This is a genomic window from Corynebacterium sp. HMSC14B06, assembly GCF_001807075.1.
Classification (GTDB): domain Bacteria; phylum Actinomycetota; class Actinomycetes; order Mycobacteriales; family Mycobacteriaceae; genus Corynebacterium; species Corynebacterium jeikeium_D.
The window spans coordinates 167,329-187,199 of record NZ_KV787396.1 but is presented as its reverse complement, the minus strand read 5'-3'; the positions used below and the strand labels follow the sequence as shown (position 1 = coordinate 187,199).

The window sequence follows — 19,871 nt, the reverse complement described above, 5'->3', positions numbered from 1 at the left end:
GGGCAGTGAGATGGCAGTGGGATAGCAGCGGGATGAGGTGGAACAAGAAGTGACAACGGCGGTCAATATTGCTGCGGGGCAGTCTAGGGAACAGACTATTGCGGCATTGCGGCAGGCGATGGCAGCCCAGTCTGGTGGGACTGCAACTGGTGCAACCTTTGGGCTCGGTGAGGCTCTGCCGGTGCCGGAGGCGTTGGAAAATACGTTGGCGGGAGCAGTGCGAAAAGGGGCTGTCAGTGTCATTGAACAGCCCGGTGCGGTATTGGCAGGCCTAATCGCGGAAGTTACGAAGACAGGTCATGTTGCGCTAGTTGGACTCGCTGAACAGGGGTTGCTCTCCGTAGTGGAGTTGGGCGGGAAGCTATCGAACATTGTCTGTGTACCAGATCCTGGAATGCAGCCACTTGAAGTAATTGGGCTGTTGGCGGACGGCGTTGACTTGGTGGTGGCTTCGTTGGCGCGCACTCCGCCGCCGTCGAAGGCACGTCCGCTGCAGGCACGACTGCGCACGAGTGGTTGTGCTCTGGTTTTTGTCGGGCAGCAGTGGCCGGGCGCTGAGTCGGAAATTTCCAGCTCTGTTGCTGGTGTTTCCGGGCTTGGTACTGGTTATGGCCGGATTCGAGCAGTGGATTACCAAGTCAGTGTGTCGGGGACGCGGTTTCCGCGGAGGCAGTGCCGTTGGCGGGTGGGGGAACAGGTGGAACAGAACAATGTGGTCGCGTTTCCCGCGCAGAGGAGGTCCTAGTGGTAGCGGCGGAATCGAGCCGTGTGGTGGCGCTATGGCTTCCTGATTGGCCAGTGCAGGCAGCACATCTAGCATCTGTGACGTCGCAGGCTAATCCGCTCAGTCCAGTTGCGATTGTGGGTGATAGCGGAGTAGCTGCTTGTTCTCCGAGTGCGCGCCGTGCAGGGGTACGGCGCGGGCAAAGCCGTCGCCATGCGGAAGCGTTGTGCCCGGAGCTGGAGGTTGTCGAGGAAAGTGCGGTGCGCGACGCTGCAGAATTCGAGTCCGTGCTGCAACGGTTGGAGGCGGTGGCAGCTGGGGTCGAAGCTCTACGGCCAGGCTTGGCGGTTGTGGCAGCGCGAGGGGTAATGCGTTATTACGGCGGACAGGATGTGGCCTTGGAAAAGCTGCTTGATGCCGCTGCGGTACCGGGCGTGGACTGCAGCTTGGGGCTCGCGGACGATATTGTGACAGCTATTTTGGCAGCGCGCAGGGGAGTGCTGGTAGCTCCCGGGGAAGATGAAGGCAAAAGATTTCGGCAGGGAATCTCTCTGGTGGAGCTGAGGGCGGAAAGTGCACTGGAGATGCCCGCAGAGCTTGCGAAGTCGTGGCAGGAACTCGGCCTGCGCACATTGGGGGATGTCGCTGCGTTGCCTAAGCGGGATATAGCCAACAGGTTTGGGGCGCAGGGGGCTAGATGGCACGATTTGGCCTGCCGTGGGGAAGTGCGGTTGGTGGCACCGCGATCTTTGCCGCCAGGACTGGCGGTGAGCTACCAGTCTTGGGAGAGTCCACTCCGAAGAGTGGATGAGGCCTCATTCGTCGCGCGCTTTCTAGCTGGGCAACTGCATGAAAAACTTTTTAACCATGGGTATTCGTGTTACCGCTTAGCGGTGGTGGCGCAATTTAGTGACGGCTCAGAGGTGCGCAGAGTATGGCGCTGCACTGAGCCACTGGCAGAACAGACTACGGCTGACAGGGTTCGGTGGCAGCTCGATGGCTGGCTGAATAACAGGAATCGGCAGCAGCCACGAGGGGACAGCGGCACTGTTGCTGGAACTGTTGACGGCGCTGAGGAAAATGATGGAGATGACAGCCGCGGAATTGTAGAGCTGCAGTTAGAGCCACTGGATGTGGCCGCCGCCGGGACCGTAAAGCAGGATCTGTGGCACGGTAGTGATGATGCGCGAGCCAAAGCGCGCCGGGCTGCCGAGCGTGTGCAGGGGTTACTGGGGTCAGAGGCAGTACAGCAACCAATCATGCAGGGCGGGCGTGGCCCAGGGGAAAGAGTGGGATTTGTCGCTTTCGGAGAAAAACCCAAAAACACAAAAACCGCGGAAAATAATCAGCCGTGGCCGGGAGCCGTTCTTGCTCCCAATCCGGCAACTATTCCCGCGACTGCTAATGCTGAGGTGGAAGTGCTCGATGACAATGGGCAGACCGTGGGCGTAACTGGGCGAGCGACCATGACGGCGGAACCATCTCTGGTGCGGCATGGAGTGACAACGTACCGCGTGTCATCGTGGGCTGGGCCCTGGCCGATTGACGAGCGCTGGTGGGTACCCGATGAGGCTCGCCGAGCGGCAAGACTGCAAATCCGTGCGGTAGCGCATGACGGTACCATCGTCGCCTGGTTGCTCATAGGGCATGCCGGCGCATGGAGAATCGAGGGGGCTTACGCGTAGAGGCGTAGCGAGGGGCCGGCACCGGGGAGGGGCAACCCGATTACTTCGATTGGAAGTCAATAACCAGGCGGTTCGGGTTGTTCAACGAGAAAACCTTGAACGGGGTCTTATCGCCCTTGAGCCCGACGACATACTGAGTCTGTCCCTCGAAGGTTCCGGCGCCAACGACTTCCTTAATAACGGACGTCGATGTCGGCTTGACCGGGTCAGAGGGGAAGTCCTCCATCTGGAAATCAAAGGGGTAACCCATGCTCCGCAAGTCGATTACCAGCTTGGCTGTGCCGTCGACCGAAATCGGTTTGCCGGAGCCCTGTTGGGTCGGCACATCCTCGTAACGGACGAAATATCCCGGAGTGCCCTCGCCCGTGAGTTCAAAGACAATGCGGTCGTAACCGTCGTGGGAACCGACACGGACATCTTCAATACCCAAGTAAGCGCCATCGGAAGGGGCAGCTTCTGAGGAGGAACTATTGAAATCGCCCTCCGGAGCAGCATCGTCATCCATGGTGGTTTGCGCCGCCGCAGATGAGCTAGTGGAGCTGCTAGAGCTGCTTGACAAATCGGAGGTGCCAGCGGTTGAGTCAGTCTTCATAGACACTGCAGCAGCCGAGTCTGGGGATGAGTCAGAGGAGCAAGCGCCGAGAGCCAGGCCCAATGCGAGGCACAGGGATGCCGCGATACGGGTACGGGTGCGCGAAACATCCAGCGATTTCGTATTCATACGTCTGACGGTATGTGCGCAGTTACGGAATTTCAACAAGCTGAACTACAAAAGTCGAGGTCAGAAGTATTTGTTGTCAAAGTGTTGCACAATAGTAATAAAACAGGGGTGAACGCTGCGACCTAAGACCCAATCGCAGGGGGCACTCAATTACGCTTAGGCGTATGAGCCAGGCCAAATTTGATACCACCTGTTCCGCTCAGATGACTGAGCCGCTTCCCGGTACTGCGAAGACCGGAAAGCTCTTTATTGCGTTGGAGCACCAACTCGGTTGGTCGCACGATATTTTTGACGGCGGGGTATGGGGAGCAGAGATCACCGGTCAGGTAGAGGCCTGGCTGTCTGAACGCGGCGGCGCGTTGCAGCTGATTCGAAAGCCAGGCCGAATCGGCCAGCAGCCGTGTGATGGCGTTAACGTCTATATCGCGCATTGTGAATCAGTGGATGGCTCTGAGGTTTTTCTCGAACATCGCATGGTTGCCGATGTTGAAGACCTGATGACTCTGGATATCCGCCCTGGCCAGCCCACCGAGGGGGCCACTCGTCTGGACCATCCACTGTTTCTCATCTGTACGCACGGTAAGCGCGATCGTTGCTGTGCGATTAAAGGTCGCCCGCTCGCTGCTGCGATGCACAATCTCTACCCAGAGGTTGTGTGGGAAACCTCGCACTCTAAGGGGCACCGCTTTGCGCCGGCCAGCGTGCTGTTGCCATGGAATTACAGCTTTGGACGTCTGAGTGCGATGGATGCCAAGGGGGTCATCGAAGACGCTCAGCAGGGCATCGTGCATGCAGAGGGCTGCCGCGGCCGTGGTATCTACACCCCGCAGGGGCAGGCGGCCGAGTTGGCTGTGCGTCGTCAAGCAGATGCGTGGGGCGTAGACGATGTCGCACGCGTTGACGTCGACGGCACGACTGCAGTCGTCGCGCTTTACGACGGCCCCAGCGACCGCGACAAGGTCGTGGAATATGAAGTGGCCCTGGAGAAAATCACCACGGAAGGCGTTGTGTCTTCCTGCGGTGATGCTCCAGGGCCAAAGAAGGGCTGGGCTGCGGTCGAGGTAACCCGCCGCTAGCTAGTGGCTAGCTAATGTGCGCGGCTACCTGCGCATAATCTTCTTGGAGAGCCAGTTGCCGAAGATCTGCGCCAACTGGACGATGAAGATGATGACCAGGGTTGTCACCAGGGTGACGTTCCAGTCGAATGCCTGGTAACCGTAGGTGATTGCGAAGTTGCCCAGTCCGCCACCGCCGATGTAGCCGGCCATAGCTGACATGTCGACCACGGCGATGAAGGCGAAGGTGTAGCCCAGTACCAGCGGGCCCAGTGCCTCCGGCACGACGACCGTCCGGATGATGCGCCACGGACTTGCGCCCATCGCACGGGCGGCCTCAATCACGCCGGGGTCGATGGACATCAAGTTTTGCTCCACCAGGCGCGCGATGGCGAAGGTGGCGGCAATCGACATGACGAACACTGCGGCTTCGGTGCCGATCGTGGTGCCGACCACGTTCTTTGTCAGTGGGCCGATGGCCGTAACCAGGATGATGAACGGGATTGGGCGGACAAAGTTAATCAGGACATTGAGGACCTGGTAGACAAACTTGTTGCGCAACACGCCACCGTCGCGGGTGGTGTAGAGCAGCACGCCGATTGCCAGACCTGCAACACCACCAATCAGCATGGCGACACAGACCATGTAGAGCGTCTGGCCGAATGCCTCGCCCAGCATTGGGCCGAGGCTATCCCAGTTGGTGTCCTTGCCACTCACCGATGGCAGAGAGTTTAAGAGACCGATCATGATGCAAGCTCCTCTACCTGTGTCAGTTCGGAAATAGCAGCAATGGCGGCATCGAAATCAGAGGAATCCGAGGCGGAATTACCTGTCAGCGGAGTCAACCGCAAAGTAAGGCGACCATAGGACTTCGCCTGCACATTGGCGACTGCGCCGTGTGCCACCGAGGCGGCGACACCGTGGGCACTAGTGGCCTGTGCTAGGGCACCGAGGTCAACACCGTCATTGATAGTGATGGTGACCAGGCGAGCCGCTGCGCTCTCGGCAGACTGATTCACCGAATCGCGTTCACGGCCAATTGGAACATCGCGCAGTGCGGTGGTGGCGAAGCGGCGGCCAACCTCAGTCTTGGGGTTGGCAAAGACCTCGTGGACCGTACCGGTTTCGACGATGTGACCATTTTCCATGATGGCCATGCGGTCAGCGATACCGCGTACAACCGACATGTCATGAGTAATCAGCACGATAGTGACACCCATTTCGCGATTGATGCGACGCAGCAGATCCAGGACGCCGGAAGTAGTTTCCGGGTCGAGTGCCGAGGTGGCTTCGTCGGCAAGCAAGAGCGTCGGTTCGGTGGCGAGCGCACGGGCGATGCCGACACGCTGCTTCTGCCCACCCGAGAGCTGCTCGGGGAAGGACTCCGCCTTGTCGCCGAGACCGACGAACTCCAGCAGTTCCTGGGCGCGAGCGCGGCGCTTGGCCTTCGGCATACCGGCCAGTTCCAGCGGATATTCAACGTTGCGAATCGCGTTGCGCGAATGGAAGAGGTTGAAGTGCTGGAAAATCATGCCGATATTGCGGCGCAGACCCCGTAGCTGGCGCTCGGAGATGCCGACGATGTCGGTGTCATCTAGCAAAACCTGCCCGGAGGTTGGCTTTTCCAGGCCGTTAATCATACGGATGAGCGTTGATTTACCAGCGCCGGAATAACCGATGACGCCGAGGATTTCGCCGGGTTCAACGGTTAGGTTGATGTCGGCGAGCGCGGTGACGTCGCCGAATTGCTTGTTCAGCTCGCGGAATTCGAGCTTCGTTCCCTTGTTGGTCACGAGTGAATCAGTGCCCCTTGGTCTGTGTTCCCTGGTGTTGGGCGGTGCTTAGGTGGCAGTGGCGTTAGTTCTGCTCGCGCTGCTGCTCTTCGACGCGATCCAGAATGTCCTGCAGCTCCTTAGCCGAACGGTCAACCGGAACCGAGGTGCCCTTGGAGTCCTCAGCGACTGCGTCCTGGACCTCCTTGGAGTGCCAGATCTTGGAGAGCTCCGCGTACTTCGGGTTGTCAGCATTTTCAGCCTTGGTGACAAAGACGTTGATGTACGGCTCTGCCTCCGTGGAGTTCGGGTCATCCTGGAAGATGGCGGTGTTCGGGTCGATGCCAGCGCGGTCCAGGAAGGAGTTATTGATAATGGCAGGCTTGCCCTCACCGTAGGCGGCCGGAGTCTGAGCGGCATCCACCGGCAGAACCGTGACCTTGGAAGCTTCCTTATCGATGTCAGCAGGGGACGGGGTCAGCAGGTCATCCTGCTTCAGCTTCAGCAGGCCAGCCTGAACCAGCACGTTAATAGCGCGGCCCTGGTTGGACGGGTCGTTCGGGATGACGACCTCGGTGCCCTTCTCCAGCTCATCAACCGACTTGTGGTCCTTCCAGAACAGAGCCAGCGGGACAATTTCGCTCGAGCCAATCGGAGTCAGGTCCGACTTAGCGCCGACGTTGTACTCAGCCAAGAACTTGATGTGCTGGAAGAGATTGACGTCGAGCTGGCCCTCATCGAGTGCACGGTTCGGGGTCTGGTAGTCGGAGAAGGGCTGAACATCCAGATCGATGCCCTGTTCAGAAGCCTTCTGCTCGAAAACGGTCCAGGCCTTCTTGCCGGCATCCGTGGTGCCGATACGAATGGCGTCATCCGAGCTGCCACAGGCGGTAAGGCCGGTTGCGGCGAACGCGACAGTAAGTACACCGGCGGAAAAACGCTTGAGGTTCATCGAGGGGTCTCCTTATTTAATGGGATTTGTTAGCTGAAGTTTTAAGGCAGAACTAGACCAAGCTGTCTTTAATTCTGGGGTTAAGGCTAGCACTTGCCCAGGTAGTGCTGAAAATTCAACTTCAGCCTAAACAGTCGAACGTGGCTGAGGTGTGACTTACGGATGCGTCCCGGGGGTGGCGCTTAATGCACATACTAATCGAAAATACGTTTGAATGCAGTCCGTAGGGTGGGTTAATGTTCATGGCATGGAAAACATCTCGGACGGACAGTCGGAGCAGTCCGGTCGGCCACTGAGCTGGTCGCGGATTGAGCGTATTCTATCGGGTAAATTTTCAGGAAAACTACAGCCTAATGGCAGCTTCAATGGCTGGCGGGGGCAGCTGTCAGATTCCATCGTTGGGGCTTTTGAAGCTCCGGAAAGCGGTGTTAGTGGCGGAGGGGGCGTGTCATTTTCGCCTGCGGATATTAAGGCGGAATTGCACTGTCGTTCGAGCTATTCATTCCTGCATGGCGCATCGGATCCGGAAGAATTGGTGTCCGAGGCTGCGCGTTTGGGGTTAAACGTGTTGGGGCTCGCAGATCGCGATGGTTTCTATGGAATCGCTCGTTTTGCCGAGGCTGCAGCGGAGGCTGGTATCGCCACAATCATCGGCGCGGAGCTGGGGCTTCCGCAGCGGCCCCTCACAGTGCTGGGGCGGGGGCCCGAGGGCTATCGGCGCCTGAGCCACACGCTGTGTGATGCGCATATGTCGGCAGGGGAGAAGTCCGTCGTCCGCTATCCCTCGCTGCCAGAGTTAGGGGAGGCCGCAGGTGGTTTCTGGCAGGTGCTTGCCGACGTCAGCTGGGTCGGCGACTTGGAAGAGCTCATTGCGGCCTTCGGTGCGGAGAACGTGGCGCTCGAGCACCGCCTGAGCTCCACAGCAGAGGCGGCCGATGATGAGGAGGCTATTTCGGCCGCAGCTGTGAAGTATGGCCTGCGGGAGGTGGTTTCCTCTGCTGCGACGGCGGCCTCGCCTGCGGCAAGCCGGTTGGCCGGGGCGAAGCAGGCCCTTGCTGTGCGGGAGGACTTAGGCGGGTTCGAGTCACGGCTGGAGCCCGCAGGCGGAGCTTGGTTGCGTTCGTGGGAGGAGCTATCGGCGGCAACACGGTATCTGGGGGCGCAGGTGCTGCAGGCAACACAGGACATTGCAGGTGAGTGTGCTTTTACGCTTGATCTCATTGCGCCTGAGTTGCCTCGCTGGGAGGTTCCTGCTGGTCACGATGAGGATTCGTGGCTACGGGAAATTGCTCGTGCGGGGGCGCGGCGGCGGTATGGTCCGGCCGATGGAGCTGGGGATAGCTCCGTGCAAGCGCGGGCGTGGGCGCAGTTAGAGAATGAGCTGACTGTGATTCGAGAGCTGGGTTTTCCAGGCTACTTCCTCATCGTGCATGACCTCTGTGAGTTCTGTCGCCGGGCGGGAATTCTGGCGCAGGGGCGCGGTTCGGCCGCTAACTCGGTGGTGTGTTTTGCGCTGGGGATCACCAATGTTGACCCCATTAGTGCCGGGCTGTTGTTCGAGAGGTTTTTGTCGCCAGAACGGGATGGGCCACCGGATATCGATGTAGACATTGAGTCTGGTCGTAGGGAAGAGGTCATCCAATACGTCTATGAAAAGTATGGTCGTGACAATGCCGCGCAGGTGGCCAATGTCATTACCTACCGGCGGCGCGGTGCATTGCGCGATGCGGCGCGGGTGTTGGGGTACTCGCCGGGCGTTATCGATGCGTGGGTCAGAGACCGGGAGGCGTGCCCGCCGGAGCCGGTGCAGCAACTGGCGGAGCAGCTTCGTGGGCAGCCTCGGCATCTAGGTATTCACTCTGGCGGAATGGTGATTTGTGATCGGCCGATTGCGGATGTCGTGCCAGTGGAATGGGCACGCATGGAAGGTCGCTCGGTAGTGCAGTGGGATAAGGATGACTGTGCGGCAGCGGGACTGGTGAAGTTCGACCTGCTTGGCCTCGGAATGCTGGAGGCCATCCACCATTGCATTGACTTGGTCTATGAACAGCATGGGCGCCGAGTGAACCTGTGGGAAATAGATGTCGCCGAGCCGGGGGTCTATGAGATGTTGGCACGCGCGGACGCGGTGGGCGTGTTTCAGGTGGAATCGCGCGCGCAGCTGGCCACCTTGCCCCGACTGAAGCCGAGGGAGTTCTTTGATCTGGTGGTGGAGGTGGCACTCATTCGCCCAGGCCCCATTCAAGGCGGTAGCGTGCACCCCTACATTCGCCGCCGAAATGGACTCGAACCAGTGACCTATGAGCATCCAGTGCTGGAGAAGTCCCTCGGGAAGACACTGGGCATCCCGCTATTTCAAGAGCAGCTGATGCAAATGGCCGTCGATGCGGCGGGTTTCAGTGGGGCGGAAGCGGACTCGCTGCGTCGCGCTATGGGGTCGAAGCGCTCAGTGGCCAAAATGGAAGCGCTTCATGCCCGTTTTCTGGCTGGGCTGGAGCGCACCAGTGGCATTGATGCGGATATTGGGGAACAACTGTGGAACAAGATAGTGGCCTTTGCCGCCTACGGTTTCCCGGAATCACACGCGCAGTCGTTTGCCTCCTTGGTGTATTTCTCGGCTTGGTTTAAGTACCACTATCCGGCGGAGTTCTGTGTCGCATTGCTCCGTGCTCAGCCCATGGGGTTTTACTCTCCGCAGTCGTTGATTGCCGATGCCCGCCGGCACGGTATCGGCTGCGATGGTCCGGATATCGCGGTTTCAGGCGTGGAAGCCCGCGTCATCGATGGGCGTATTCGTTTGGGGCTCGGCGCCATTGCCAGTGTGGGCAATGACGTGGCGGAACGTATCGTTGCAGCGCGGCCATTTGTCAACGCAGCAGATGTCGCCCGCAGAGCTCGGCTGGGTGTTGGGCACATGGAAGCACTGGCGCGTGCAGGGGCACTTGGGTCGCTGGGGATTGACCGTCGTCAAGCACTGTGGGCGGCGGGCGTGGCGGCGACGGAAAGTGAGGGCATGCTGCCGGGGCTCACGCTTGCCGACGCACCTGCGTTGCCCGGCATGACGGAGTTTGAGCTGGCAGCTGCCGATTTGACTGCAACGGGAGTGACCCCGGGGCAGTACCCGGTGGCCGCGTTGCGGGCAGACCTGCAGGAACGTGGAGTGGTGCCTGCGGCGGAACTGAAAGCAGTGCCCGACGGAACACGAGTAGAAGTGGCGGGAGTCGTGACGCATAGGCAACGTCCGGGGACCGCTGGCGGAGTGACATTTTTGGGAATGGAGGACGAAACTGGGCTGGTGAATGTGCTATGTACGCCGGGGCTGTGGAATCGATTTCGGCCGGTAGCGGTGAATTCGCGGGCGATGGTGGTGCGCGGTATCGCGCAGACAGCCTCTGGTGCGGTGACAATCGTGGCCGATCGTCTGGTGGATATGTCCGAGGCTCTGGGTCAGCCAGTGGTGGCAGGTCGAAGTAGAGATTTTCGCTGACTACTAGAATGGATTGTCATGCGCCAGACCTATGAATCCTCGTTAGCACCGGATGGGAGTGCAATCGCCTTTATTGTCCGCGATAGCGGCTACCCGCGTGCGGTACAGCAGGAGATTACTCCGGAGGGGCTAGGTGTGGAGCGCCCCGTGAAACTGCCGGTGGAAGGCCCGGTTACCAGGGTGCTGCACTCCCCGGATGGAAAGTGGATCGCCTGCGAGGTCTCTCCGTACGGTACGGAGCGACTGCAGACCTGGCTGGTATCCACCAATCCGGAGGTCGACGGTGCCCGCCCCCTGCGTATGGATGCGGATATGCGCGCCACACTGGTGGAATGGGATAATGATCTCCTAGCGATGAACGCGGTCGATGCCCAGGGCATTAACTATGCGCGTTTGGTCAACCCGACGGACTCAAAGTATGAGGTCATTGATAAACGCACTGACAGCCAGCTGGTAGCGGCTGAAGGTGGGTTTGGCCTCGTGCGGGTGGGGCCACGAGGTCACCGTGAGCTACTGCTGGTCGGACCGGGGCAGCAGTGGCAGCCGCTGCTGCCGTCCGATCCCGGCTCCACCACAGATGCCGGTGTCTTATTGGCGCATCCGGGGCAGGAGAAGCTGACCGCGTTCGTGCTCTCAGATCATGGCGCGGAACAGCGTCGCATCCTGCGCCTGGGTATTACTCCCGATAGCGGTATCAGCACTACTGAGCCGCGCACAGCGGAATCGACCGCAGCGGAGATTTTGGATATGAAGATCGGCATCGAAGTTGATGTCGAGGAGTTCATTGGCAATCCGGATCAAGACGTCGAAGAATTTGTCATCAGTGAGGATTCCTCCACTGCGGCTGTGCTGTGGAACAGCGGTGGGGTCAGCACGCTTGAGGTGCTTACCCTTGGCCTTCACCCGCAGACTGACGACATGCGGGTGATGGTGCGCCGCAATGTGGAATTGCCGGGCATGGTTGCGCGCGAGCTGTCAATCTCCGGTGACGGTGAGCTGATCTCCCTGACAGTAGAAGGGCCAGGCCTTGCGCCAACGGTGGAGATTCTGCGCAATATCGGTGGTGTCATTGAGCCATTGGATATGGAACGCACCGAACGGATTTTGGCTCTGGAAGAGAAGAATCTGGAGACCATGCCGGCTCCAGAGCTGGTCTACTTTGTCTCCCGCGATGGGTTGGAACTGTCTGGCTGGCTCTACCTTCCGGAGTCGGTGCGCAATAGTTCTAATGACGTCTCCGGAAACGCGCTACCGCCGGCTTTCATCCACATCCACGGCGGACCAGAACTGCAGGCGAAACCCATCCACCACGATGTTCTAGCCAGCATTGTGGAGGCGGGCTTCGTGGTGTTCACTCCTAATGTGCGCGGTTCCTCGGGGTCCGGTAGGTCATTTGAGCACGCGGGCGACCGCTATGGGCGCTTTGCCGCTATTGCGGATATCGCAGCGGCGCGTTCCTTCCTCGTTGATGCCGGGTTGGCGGACCCAGAACGCATTGCTCTGGGCGGGCGATCCTACGGTGGCTTCATGTCGCTGTTGGCCTCGGCATGGTACCCGGATCAGTTTGCGGCCATCGTCGATGCCTGCGGAATGACAAGTTTTGAAACCTACTACCAATCCACCGAGCCTTGGTTGGCGCAGGCCGCGTTCCCTCGATACGGCTACCCGTACCAGGATGCTGAGCTTCTGCGCGATATCTCGCCGCTGCACCGTGCGGAGGAAATGAAGGTTCCAACGCTCTTTATCCACGGCGAGTGGGATACCAACGTGCCTCCGCGAGAGTCCGGTCAGATGCGCAACGCCATGGACGCATACGGCGTGGCCACCGATTTTCTAGTGGTCGAGGGAGAGGGCCATAAGTTCTCGAAGCCGAGGAGCCGAGCGCTCATCGGTGAGACCATCATCGCGTTTTTCACCGAGCACGGTGTGTGCGATGCGGCGCCTGCCACGACAGCGGCAGCAGAAACCAACAACGAGCAGTAAAAGAAACAGCGGAAAAGAACTGACGGAAGAAATGAATAGCGCCACGACCGAGCCAACGAACTCCGAGCCAACGAACTCCACAGACTGGATTACGAGCCACACCTGCCACGTGCTTTTTGACCGGCCTGTCATCCCGCCGAACACCGGAAACGCTATCCGCATGTGTGCGGGCTCTGGAGCTATGCTGCATCTGGCCAAGCCATTGGGGTTCAACTTCGATGACAAGAATCTGCGTCGCGCCGGGCTGGATTACCATGACCTGGCCGATGTGCGTATTCACGATTCCATCGATCAAGCGTTGGAGGCCTTTGCCAGCCAAGGGTGCCGCATCTTTGCCTTTACCGCACACGCTGACACGTGGCACACAGATATTGAGTACACGAACACCGATGTACTGCTCTTTGGTCCAGAGCCAACCGGGTTGGAACAGTCAGTGCTCGATGATCCGCGAATTACACAATTAATCCGAATTCCGATGCTGCCAGCTCGTCGCAGCATGAATCTTTCCAACGCCGCAGCAGTGGCTGCTTATGAAGTCTGGCGTCAGCAGGGCTTTATGGGCGGTAAATAGGGGCAAGGCGAGAGCGGCTACGAGGCGTTTCTGGGCATTATTCGCTCCTGTGCCTAAGATAAATGCCATGGCAGCGACAAAGCTTGATGGCAAACTCTACCGAGACGAAATCTTTGAAGACCTGGAAAAGCGCGTTGAGCGTTTAAAGGAAGCCGGCTACACCCCGGGGCTGGCCACCGTGTTGGTTGGTGATGATCCAGGCAGCCACTCTTACGTCAAGATGAAGCATCGTGACTGTGAGCAGATTGGTATCGCCTCTATCCGCCGTGACCTTCCTGCTGATACCACGCAGGAAGAACTCGAGGCAGTAATTAACGAGCTGAACGAAAGCCCGGAGTGCACAGGCTACATTGTTCAGTTGCCACTGCCGAAGCACTTGGATGAAAACCGTATTCTGGGGCTCATCGACCCGGAGAAGGACGCCGATGGCCTCCACCCGGTAAACCTGGGCAAGCTGGTCCTCAACGAGCCAGCACCACTGCCGTGTACCCCAAACGGCTGTATCCACCTGCTGCGACGCTTCGGCGTCGAGCTCAACGGTGCCAAGGTTGTTGTTATCGGCCGCGGTGTCACCGTTGGTCGTCCAATCGGCCTGATGCTCACTCGCCGCAGCGAGAACTCTACCGTGACACTATGTCACACCGGCACCAAGGACTTGGTCGCTGAAACCCGTCAGGCTGATGTCATCATCGCCGCTGCTGGTGTCGCTCATATGCTTACTGCAGACATGGTCAAGCCTGGCGCCGCTGTGCTCGACGTGGGAGTTTCGCGTGTCGACGGCAAGCTGGCCGGTGACGTTGCTGATGACGTCTGGGACATTGCCGGTTACGTATCCCCGAACCCAGGTGGTGTCGGCCCACTGACTCGCGCTTTCCTCGTACGCAATGTCGTCGAGCGCGCTGAAAAGCTCGCTGGCCTGGCCTAGTCAGCCAGGAGGAACAACTCGTGTCGAAAAGGGAAATTGCGCAGCGTGCCCGGCGGGAAGATCTGCCGGATCCAATGCTGAACCCGCACAGCCCAAAGACCCCGCCGCCGGGGGCATCGTGGCCAATGTGGGTGCAGTATACGATTTACGGCGCGCTCTTTTTCGGCATGTCCGCCTTCGTTGTGTTCCTGGGGCTGGAGCGGTGGCGACGCGCCACATTCATGCTGGGAAGCACAATGATGCTGCTCGGCGTGGCTAGGCAGTACCTGCCTGACAGCATTTTAGGTGTGTTCTCCGTACGATCCCGGGCCTTTGACCTATGGTTTTGCTCCATAATCGGGATGGGAATCGTATTCCTCGCAGTCAGCGTGGATGCGCTGGGAAGCTAGCTGACATTAACTGACATCGCGAGCGAGGAAACTACGCACAATCGAATCCACTCGCTCGAACTCCGTCAAGAATCCGTCGTGACCCACGGCGGATTCAATCTTTTCCAGCCCCAAGCAGTTGCCCAGATTGCGGGCGAGGTGCTCCTGCTGGTGGAAGGGGTAGAGAATGTCCGTGTCCACACCGGCAACCATGGTCGGCACGGTTGACGAGTGCAGCGCCTCGTTGAGGCCACCGCGATCACGGCCAATATTGTGCCGATTCAAGGTATCGGTGAGCACGACATACGAGCCGGCATCGAAACGCTGAGCCAGCTTCTTCGCCTGATGATCCAAGTAGCTTTCTACCTGGAATCGATCTTCCGTGCGCATCGCGCCCAACGGATCCTCACCGGGCTGCGCTGCCGCGCCAAAGCGGTCATCCATCTCCAGCTCGCCACGGTACGTCAAATGCGCGACCCTGCGTGCAAAACCCAGACCTCGGGCCGGAGTCACACCGCGGTCGTAGTAGTCGCCGCCATGCCAATCGGGATCGGACTCAATGAATTGAATCTGCGCAGACTGAATACCAATCTGCCAAGCAGACGCACGTGCGCCGACACACATCACCAATGCCTTGCCGACGAAATCCGGGTGCATCAGTGACCATTCAAGTGCGCGAGCCCCACCCAGGGAGCCACCAATGACAGCTTGGAGGCGGGAAATTCCCAGTTCTTGCAGCGCCAGGTGCTCCACCGTCACCGTGTCGCGCACGGAGATTGCGGGGAAGCGAGAGCCCCAGGGCTTGCCGTCGTCCGGATGTGGACTGGAAGGGCCGGTTGTACCGCGACAGCCACCGATGACGTTGGTGCAGATAATGCAGTACTCGTCGGTATCCAGTGCGCGGGCAGAGCCAATCATCCCGTTCCACCAACCCGCAGTCGGGTGGTACTCATCCGAGGGGCCGGAAGCGTGGGCGTCGCCGGTTAGAGCGTGCTCGAGGAGGATGACATTCGAGCAGTCGTCGTTAAGCCGACCCCAGCGTTCGAACTCGACAGTGACGTCGGGGATGACCGCGCCAGCCTCGGTTGTGACATCGCCGATAAAGACACGCCCCGGCTCGCCCTCGGGTGGGAGGGCGGCCGGGGTAGATGGGGAAAAGCTCATGCCTTATAGACTACTTAGTCCGTTCTGTGTCCGTGTACAAACGGTCTACGCGAGTGCTGCGAAGCCGCCCTCGAGATCGGCGATGATGTCATCGATGTTCTCGATACCGACAGAGAGGCGAACGGTGGCCTGGGAAATACCGGCGCGAGTCAGACCCTCCTCATCGGACTGGGAGTGAGTGGTGGTGGCCGGGTGGACAACCAGCGAGCGGACATCACCGATGTTGGCGACGTTGGAGTGCAGCTTCAGAGCGTCAATGAACTTCCAAGCCTTGGCGGTGTCGGCATCCTTCAGGTCGAAGGAGAGCACGCCGCTGGCGCCGGAAAGGCCCAGCTTGTTCAGGGTCTCGTACCACGGGGAGCTCGGCAGTCCAGCGTAGTTGACCTTGGCGACCAGCGGGTGGTTCTCGAGGAACTCAGCGACAGCCTTGGCGTTCTCATTGTGGCGCTCGATGCGCAGAGCCAGGGTGTCGAGGCCCTGAGCCAGAACCCAAGCGTTGAACGGAGCCGGGGCAGCGCCGGTGTCGCGGAGAATGCCAGCGCGAGCACGCAGTGCGAAGGCCGGGGCGCCCAGGTCGGCGAACTTCAGGCCGTGGTAAGCCTCGTCGGCCTCGGTGAAGTTCGGGAAGATGGAACGGCCGTTGCGGGTCTGAGTCCAGTCGAACTTGCCGCCGTCGACGATGACACCGCCAAGGGAGGAGCCGTTACCAGTCAGGAACTTGGTGGTGGAGGAAACCACGACGTCAGCACCGTGCTCGAGCGGGCGCAGCAGGGCCGGGGTCGGAACCGTGTTGTCGACAATCAGCGGAACGTTGTTGCGGTGTGCAACCTCGGCGATGGCCGGGATATCGAGGACGTCGATCTGAGGGTTGGCGATGGACTCACCGTAGAAACCGACGGTGTTGTCCTGAACTGCTGCCTGCCAGGACTCCGGGTCATCCGGGTTCTCGACGAAAGTGCAGTCGATGCCAAGGCGCGGCAGGGTGACCTTGAACAGGGTCTCAGTACCGCCGTAGAGGCGTGGCGAAACGACGAAGTGGTCGCCTGCACGAGCCAGGGTGAGGACAGCAGCGGTCTCAGCTGCCTGGCCGGAGGAGAACAGTACGGCAGCGACGCCGCCTTCGAGGCTGGCGATGCGCTGCTCGACGGCATCCACAGTCGGGTTGGTCAGGCGGGAGTAAATCGGGCCTGCATCCGAGAGGTTGAAGCGGTTGGCAGCGTGCTCAGCGGAATCGAAGACGTAGGAGGAGGTGTTGTAAATCGGCAGGTTGCGCGCGGAGGTCTGTGCGTCCGGAGCGAAGCCGGCGTGAATAGCGCGAGTGGACAGGCCCCAGTTGGCGGCGTTGCTGTTGTCGTACTTGGTGGTCATTTCAGATACTTCCTTGCGGTTTTTTGAGGTCGTTCAAAACGTTGCTTACAAACAATAGTGAACCAAGCTGTCTATTGCAAAGTTTTGGAAAAACCCAAGGTAAGAGGGTGTGTGTATCTGTGTCGAGAGTGCTATAGCCCGCTTAGTACGGATTGGTTTGATTAGTTCTGGGGCGTGGTCGGTTGTGGGGGGTGGAGGCTGCTGTATATGGGGGCGTGGGTGGCGCGTGGTGGGTGGTGGGTGGTGCGTGGCGAGTGGTGTTCGACGGGTGGCGGTTTGCCGAAGGAGTTAGTGCCTACCTTTATGACAGTTTGAAGGCAATTTTTTGGACAAAAGTGTCATAAAGGTAGTCAGTAACTCATGGGGTGAGGCACTGCGGTGCCGGGGCATCGGGCGCTGCGGTGCCGAGTGTCGAGGTGAGCCAAACAGGGGACTGAGTATGGGCGAAGGGTACCGTAAAGCGCCGAAAAGCACTGGGTACTGTCAAGACCGTTACGGAAGTCAGGGCATAGAAAAAGCCCCTCGCGCCATGTGCATCAAATGCAACATGAGCGAGGGGCTATCGCCCGAAACCGGCGGTCAGCCTAGGTCGGCCTAGACCAGCCTGGGCCAACCAGGTCAGCCAGACCAGCCAGGAGCAAGCAGCTAGTCCTACTTCTTCAGACCGTCGATGATCTCGTTGAACTCAGCGGACGGACGCATAACTGCGGAGGTCTTCTCATCGTCCGGCAGGAAGTAGCCACCCAGATCAGCTGGGGAACCCTGAGCATCAATCAGGGTCTTGGCGATGGACTCTTCCTTCTCCGTGAGAGCCTTAGCGACCGGTGCGAAAACTTCCTTCAGCTCGGAGTTCTCGTCCTGCTTGGCCAGCTCCTGTGCCCAGTAGAGAGCCAGGTAGAAGTGGGAGCCGCGGTTGTCGATTTCGCCAGCCTTGCGGGACGGCGACTTGCCCTCGTCGAGCAGGGTAGCGGTTGCCTTGTCCAGGGCCTCAGCCAGGACGCGTGGACGTGGGTCGTCGTCATGCTCAGCGGCGTAGCGCAGGGACTCGGCCAGTGCCAGGAACTCACCCAGGGAGTCCCAGCGCAGGTGGTTTTCTTCCTGAACCTGCTGGACGTGCTTCGGTGCGGAACCGCCTGCGCCGGTCTCGAACAGGCCGCCCCCGGCCATCAGCGGCACGACCGACAGCATCTTGGCGGAGGTGCCCAGCTCCATGATCGGGAACAGGTCGGTGAGGTAGTCACGCAGAACGTTACCGGTTACGGAAATGGTGTTCTCGCCGCGGCGGATGCGCTCGAGGGAGAACTTGGTAGCGGACACCGGATCCATGATGCGGATATCCAGACCCTCGGTGTCGTGGTCTGCCAGGTACTCGTTGACCTTGCTGATCAGGTTGTTGTCGTGCGCACGCTGCGGGTCCAGCCAGAACACTGCAGGGTCGCCAGTGATACGAGCGCGGTTAACGGCCAGCTTCACCCAGTCGCGGATTGGGGCGTCCTTGGTCTGGCAGGAGCGCCAGATGTCACCCTCGGCGACGTGGTGCTCAATCAGAACCTCGCCAGCGGAGTTGATGACCTGCAGGACACCGTCAACCGGAATCTGGAAAGTCTTGTCGTGGGAGCCGTACTCCTCAGCCTTCTGAGCCATCAGGCCGACGTTCGGGACAGAGCCCATGGTGGCCGGGTCGAAAGCGCCATTGGCGCGGCAGTCCTCGATAACAGCCTGGTAGACGCCTGCGTAGGAGGAGTCCGGGATGACTGCGAGGGTGTCGCGCTCCTCACCATCCGGACCCCAGCCCTTGCCGCCGTTGCGGATCAGGGCCGGCATGGAAGCGTCAACGATGACGTCAGACGGAACGTGGAGGTTGGTGATGCCCTTATCGGAGTTGACCATGTAAAGGGCCGGACCTTCCTTCAGGTCCTTCTCGATAGCGGACTTGACGGCCGCCGCAGTAGCGTCGTCAAGCTTGTGTAGACCATCGAGCATGGCGCCCAGGCCGTTGTCCGGAGTCAGGTTGGCGGCAGCCAGCTTGGACTCGAACTTCGGGAAAACAGATGGCAGAAAGGCCTTGACAACCTCGCCGAAGATCAGCGGGTCGGAGACCTTCATCATGGTGGCCTTCAAGTGGACGGAGAACAGGATGTTCTCGCGCTGTGCGCGACGAATCTGAGCGCGCAGGAAGTTGTCCAGGATGTGGACGTTCATGCCCGTGCCGTCAATAATCTCGCCCTTGAGGACCGGCATGTCCTTCTTCAGGGTGATGATCTGGCCGTCGTTAGCCTCGAGCTGGTAAGTCAGCTTGTCGTCGGCCGGCATGACAACGGACTTCTCGTTGTGGCGGAAGTCGTTGGAGGCCATGGTGGCGACGTTGGTCTTGGAATCCGCGGACCAAGCGCCCATGCGGTGCGGGTGCTTGCGGGCGTAGTTCTTCACCGGCTCCGGAGCGCGGCGGTCGGAGTTGCCCTCACGCAGTACCGGGTTAACGGCAGAGCCCTTGACCTTGTCGAACTTGGCGCGGTCGGCGGTCTCTTCCTCGCCTTCCGGCTGCGACTTGTACTTCGGAATGTCATAGCCCTTTTCCTGCAGCTCTGCGACAGCGCGCTTAATCTGCGGGACGGATGCAGAGATATTCGGCAGCTTGATGATGTTGGCGTCCGGCTCCTTGACCAGCTTGCCCAGGGCTGCCAGCGCATCCTCTACCTTCTGCTCGTCCGAAAGACGCTCCGGGAACTGAGCCAGAATGCGGCCTGCGAGGGAGATGTCGCGGGTTTCAACATTGACACCAGCCTGGCTTGCAAATGCCTCCACGATTGGCTTCAGCGAGTAGCTCGCCAGCAGAGGGGCTTCGTCAGTACGGGTCCAAATAATTGTCGCCATAATTCATGTCTCCTATCTGTTTTGTTCCACGATAACCCAGTTTTGAATCTTGGGTTGTGTCGGGGCATAGCGCAAAAACAGTGATAGTGATATGAATAACGCAATTATGTGAGGCAAGTCACGAAATGTGCAATTATTTGTCGCTTATTCGCCGCTTTTCATTCCATTTTTCGCTTTACGACGGCCCCCGCGCTCAAACCCTTCAAATACGAAAAACCGCGC

At 59.6% G+C, this 19,871-nt stretch carries 15 protein-coding genes; 8 read left to right on the top strand and 7 right to left on the bottom strand.

Annotated elements, in window-relative coordinates; genetic code table 11:
* Positions 1-49 precede the first annotated feature (49 nt).
* Together HMPREF3130_RS09420 and HMPREF3130_RS09415 are read left to right on the top strand one after the other, a co-directional pair.
* Complete coding sequence (locus HMPREF3130_RS09420) at positions 50-745, top strand: hypothetical protein (protein ID WP_070429889.1); 696 nt, start codon at positions 50-52, stop codon at positions 743-745.
* Positions 745-2,409 carry a Y-family DNA polymerase gene (locus HMPREF3130_RS09415; RefSeq protein WP_049169939.1) on the top strand — a complete coding sequence of 555 codons (1,665 nt, stop codon included), beginning with the start codon at positions 745-747 and terminating at the stop codon, positions 2,407-2,409. Before HMPREF3130_RS09420 ends, HMPREF3130_RS09415 begins: the two co-directional genes overlap by 1 nt.
* A gap of 40 nt (positions 2,410-2,449) precedes the next feature.
* Here HMPREF3130_RS09415 and HMPREF3130_RS09410 read toward each other — a convergent pair whose 3' ends face one another.
* Positions 2,450-3,130 (bottom strand): AMIN-like domain-containing (lipo)protein, encoded by a 681-nt coding sequence (locus HMPREF3130_RS09410; protein ID WP_049169936.1) that lies wholly within the window; start codon positions 3,128-3,130, stop codon positions 2,450-2,452.
* Positions 3,131-3,294: 164 nt separating this feature from the next.
* Here HMPREF3130_RS09410 and HMPREF3130_RS09405 point away from each other — a divergent pair, with 164 nt between their 5' ends.
* Positions 3,295-4,206 carry a sucrase ferredoxin gene (locus HMPREF3130_RS09405; protein WP_070429824.1) on the top strand — a complete coding sequence of 304 codons (912 nt, stop codon included), beginning with the start codon at positions 3,295-3,297 and terminating at the stop codon, positions 4,204-4,206.
* Positions 4,207-4,230: 24 nt separating this feature from the next.
* On the opposite strand, the gene HMPREF3130_RS09400 is transcribed toward HMPREF3130_RS09405, so the two are convergent.
* From HMPREF3130_RS09400 to HMPREF3130_RS09390, 3 genes are all read right to left on the bottom strand, one after another.
* Entirely contained in the window at positions 4,231-4,863 is a 633-nt protein-coding gene (locus tag HMPREF3130_RS09400) for a methionine ABC transporter permease (RefSeq protein ID WP_224433327.1), read from the bottom strand.
* A 65-nt stretch (positions 4,864-4,928) separates the two neighbouring features.
* Positions 4,929-5,978, bottom strand: coding sequence for a methionine ABC transporter ATP-binding protein (locus HMPREF3130_RS09395; protein ID WP_049190340.1), 1,050 nt, complete (start codon positions 5,976-5,978; stop codon positions 4,929-4,931).
* Positions 5,979-6,042: 64 nt separating this feature from the next.
* A complete protein-coding gene (locus tag HMPREF3130_RS09390) occupies positions 6,043-6,909 on the bottom strand; it encodes a MetQ/NlpA family ABC transporter substrate-binding protein (RefSeq protein ID WP_016422131.1) in 867 nt (288 codons plus the stop codon).
* A gap of 247 nt (positions 6,910-7,156) precedes the next feature.
* On the opposite strand from HMPREF3130_RS09390, the gene HMPREF3130_RS09385 reads away from it, so the two are divergent.
* The 5 genes from HMPREF3130_RS09385 (at position 7,157) to HMPREF3130_RS09365 (ending at position 14,264) form a co-directional block, all read left to right on the top strand.
* Positions 7,157-10,396 carry an error-prone DNA polymerase gene (locus HMPREF3130_RS09385; RefSeq protein WP_070429888.1) on the top strand — a complete coding sequence of 1,080 codons (3,240 nt, stop codon included), beginning with the start codon at positions 7,157-7,159 and terminating at the stop codon, positions 10,394-10,396.
* 18 nt (positions 10,397-10,414) lie between these two features.
* On the top strand, positions 10,415-12,379 hold the full coding sequence (locus HMPREF3130_RS09380) for an alpha/beta hydrolase family protein (RefSeq protein WP_016422133.1): 1,965 nt from the start codon (positions 10,415-10,417) through the stop codon (positions 12,377-12,379).
* A gap of 31 nt (positions 12,380-12,410) precedes the next feature.
* The gene (locus tag HMPREF3130_RS09375; protein ID WP_016422134.1) at positions 12,411-12,950 is read left to right on the top strand and encodes a tRNA (cytidine(34)-2'-O)-methyltransferase; all 540 of its coding nucleotides are present in this window, start codon (positions 12,411-12,413) and stop codon (positions 12,948-12,950) included.
* A 67-nt stretch (positions 12,951-13,017) separates the two neighbouring features.
* The gene (locus HMPREF3130_RS09370; RefSeq protein WP_070429823.1) at positions 13,018-13,875 is read left to right on the top strand and encodes a bifunctional methylenetetrahydrofolate dehydrogenase/methenyltetrahydrofolate cyclohydrolase; all 858 of its coding nucleotides are present in this window, start codon (positions 13,018-13,020) and stop codon (positions 13,873-13,875) included.
* 20 nt (positions 13,876-13,895) lie between these two features.
* On the top strand, positions 13,896-14,264 hold the full coding sequence (locus tag HMPREF3130_RS09365; RefSeq protein ID WP_005510063.1) for a DUF3017 domain-containing protein: 369 nt from the start codon (positions 13,896-13,898) through the stop codon (positions 14,262-14,264).
* Between the two features lie 6 nt (positions 14,265-14,270).
* On the opposite strand, the gene HMPREF3130_RS09360 is transcribed toward HMPREF3130_RS09365, so the two are convergent.
* The 3 genes from HMPREF3130_RS09360 to HMPREF3130_RS09350 form a co-directional block, all read right to left on the bottom strand.
* Positions 14,271-15,407, bottom strand: a complete 1,137-nt coding sequence (locus tag HMPREF3130_RS09360; RefSeq protein ID WP_048731552.1) for a homoserine O-acetyltransferase MetX — start codon at positions 15,405-15,407, stop codon at positions 14,271-14,273.
* A gap of 45 nt (positions 15,408-15,452) precedes the next feature.
* Entirely contained in the window at positions 15,453-16,775 is a 1,323-nt protein-coding gene (locus HMPREF3130_RS09355; RefSeq protein WP_048731554.1) for an O-acetylhomoserine/O-acetylserine sulfhydrylase, read from the bottom strand.
* 651 nt (positions 16,776-17,426) lie between these two features.
* A complete protein-coding gene (locus HMPREF3130_RS09350; protein WP_049190323.1) occupies positions 17,427-19,649 on the bottom strand; it encodes an NADP-dependent isocitrate dehydrogenase in 2,223 nt (740 codons plus the stop codon).
* Positions 19,650-19,871: the final 222 nt, after the last annotated feature.

What these genes read in the sequence shown, in the direction of transcription:
- HMPREF3130_RS09410 (WP_049169936.1), bottom strand. Translation starts at nt 3,130, where the DNA reads ATGAATACGAAATCGCTGGATGTTTCGCGCACCCGTACCCGTATCGCG.
- HMPREF3130_RS09405 (WP_070429824.1), top strand. Translation starts at nt 3,295, where the DNA reads ATGAGCCAGGCCAAATTTGATACCACCTGTTCCGCTCAGATGACTGAG.
- HMPREF3130_RS09400 (WP_224433327.1), bottom strand. Translation starts at nt 4,863, where the DNA reads ATGCTGGGCGAGGCATTCGGCCAGACGCTCTACATGGTCTGTGTCGCC.
- HMPREF3130_RS09390 (WP_016422131.1), bottom strand. Translation starts at nt 6,909, where the DNA reads ATGAACCTCAAGCGTTTTTCCGCCGGTGTACTTACTGTCGCGTTCGCC.
- HMPREF3130_RS09385 (WP_070429888.1), top strand. Translation starts at nt 7,157, where the DNA reads ATGGAAAACATCTCGGACGGACAGTCGGAGCAGTCCGGTCGGCCACTG.
- HMPREF3130_RS09380 (WP_016422133.1), top strand. Translation starts at nt 10,415, where the DNA reads ATGCGCCAGACCTATGAATCCTCGTTAGCACCGGATGGGAGTGCAATC.
- HMPREF3130_RS09375 (WP_016422134.1), top strand. Translation starts at nt 12,411, where the DNA reads ATGAATAGCGCCACGACCGAGCCAACGAACTCCGAGCCAACGAACTCC.
- HMPREF3130_RS09370 (WP_070429823.1), top strand. Translation starts at nt 13,018, where the DNA reads ATGGCAGCGACAAAGCTTGATGGCAAACTCTACCGAGACGAAATCTTT.
- HMPREF3130_RS09360 (WP_048731552.1), bottom strand. Translation starts at nt 15,407, where the DNA reads ATGAGCTTTTCCCCATCTACCCCGGCCGCCCTCCCACCCGAGGGCGAG.
- HMPREF3130_RS09355 (WP_048731554.1), bottom strand. Translation starts at nt 16,775, where the DNA reads ATGACCACCAAGTACGACAACAGCAACGCCGCCAACTGGGGCCTGTCC.
- HMPREF3130_RS09350 (WP_049190323.1), bottom strand. Translation starts at nt 19,649, where the DNA reads ATGGCGACAATTATTTGGACCCGTACTGACGAAGCCCCTCTGCTGGCG.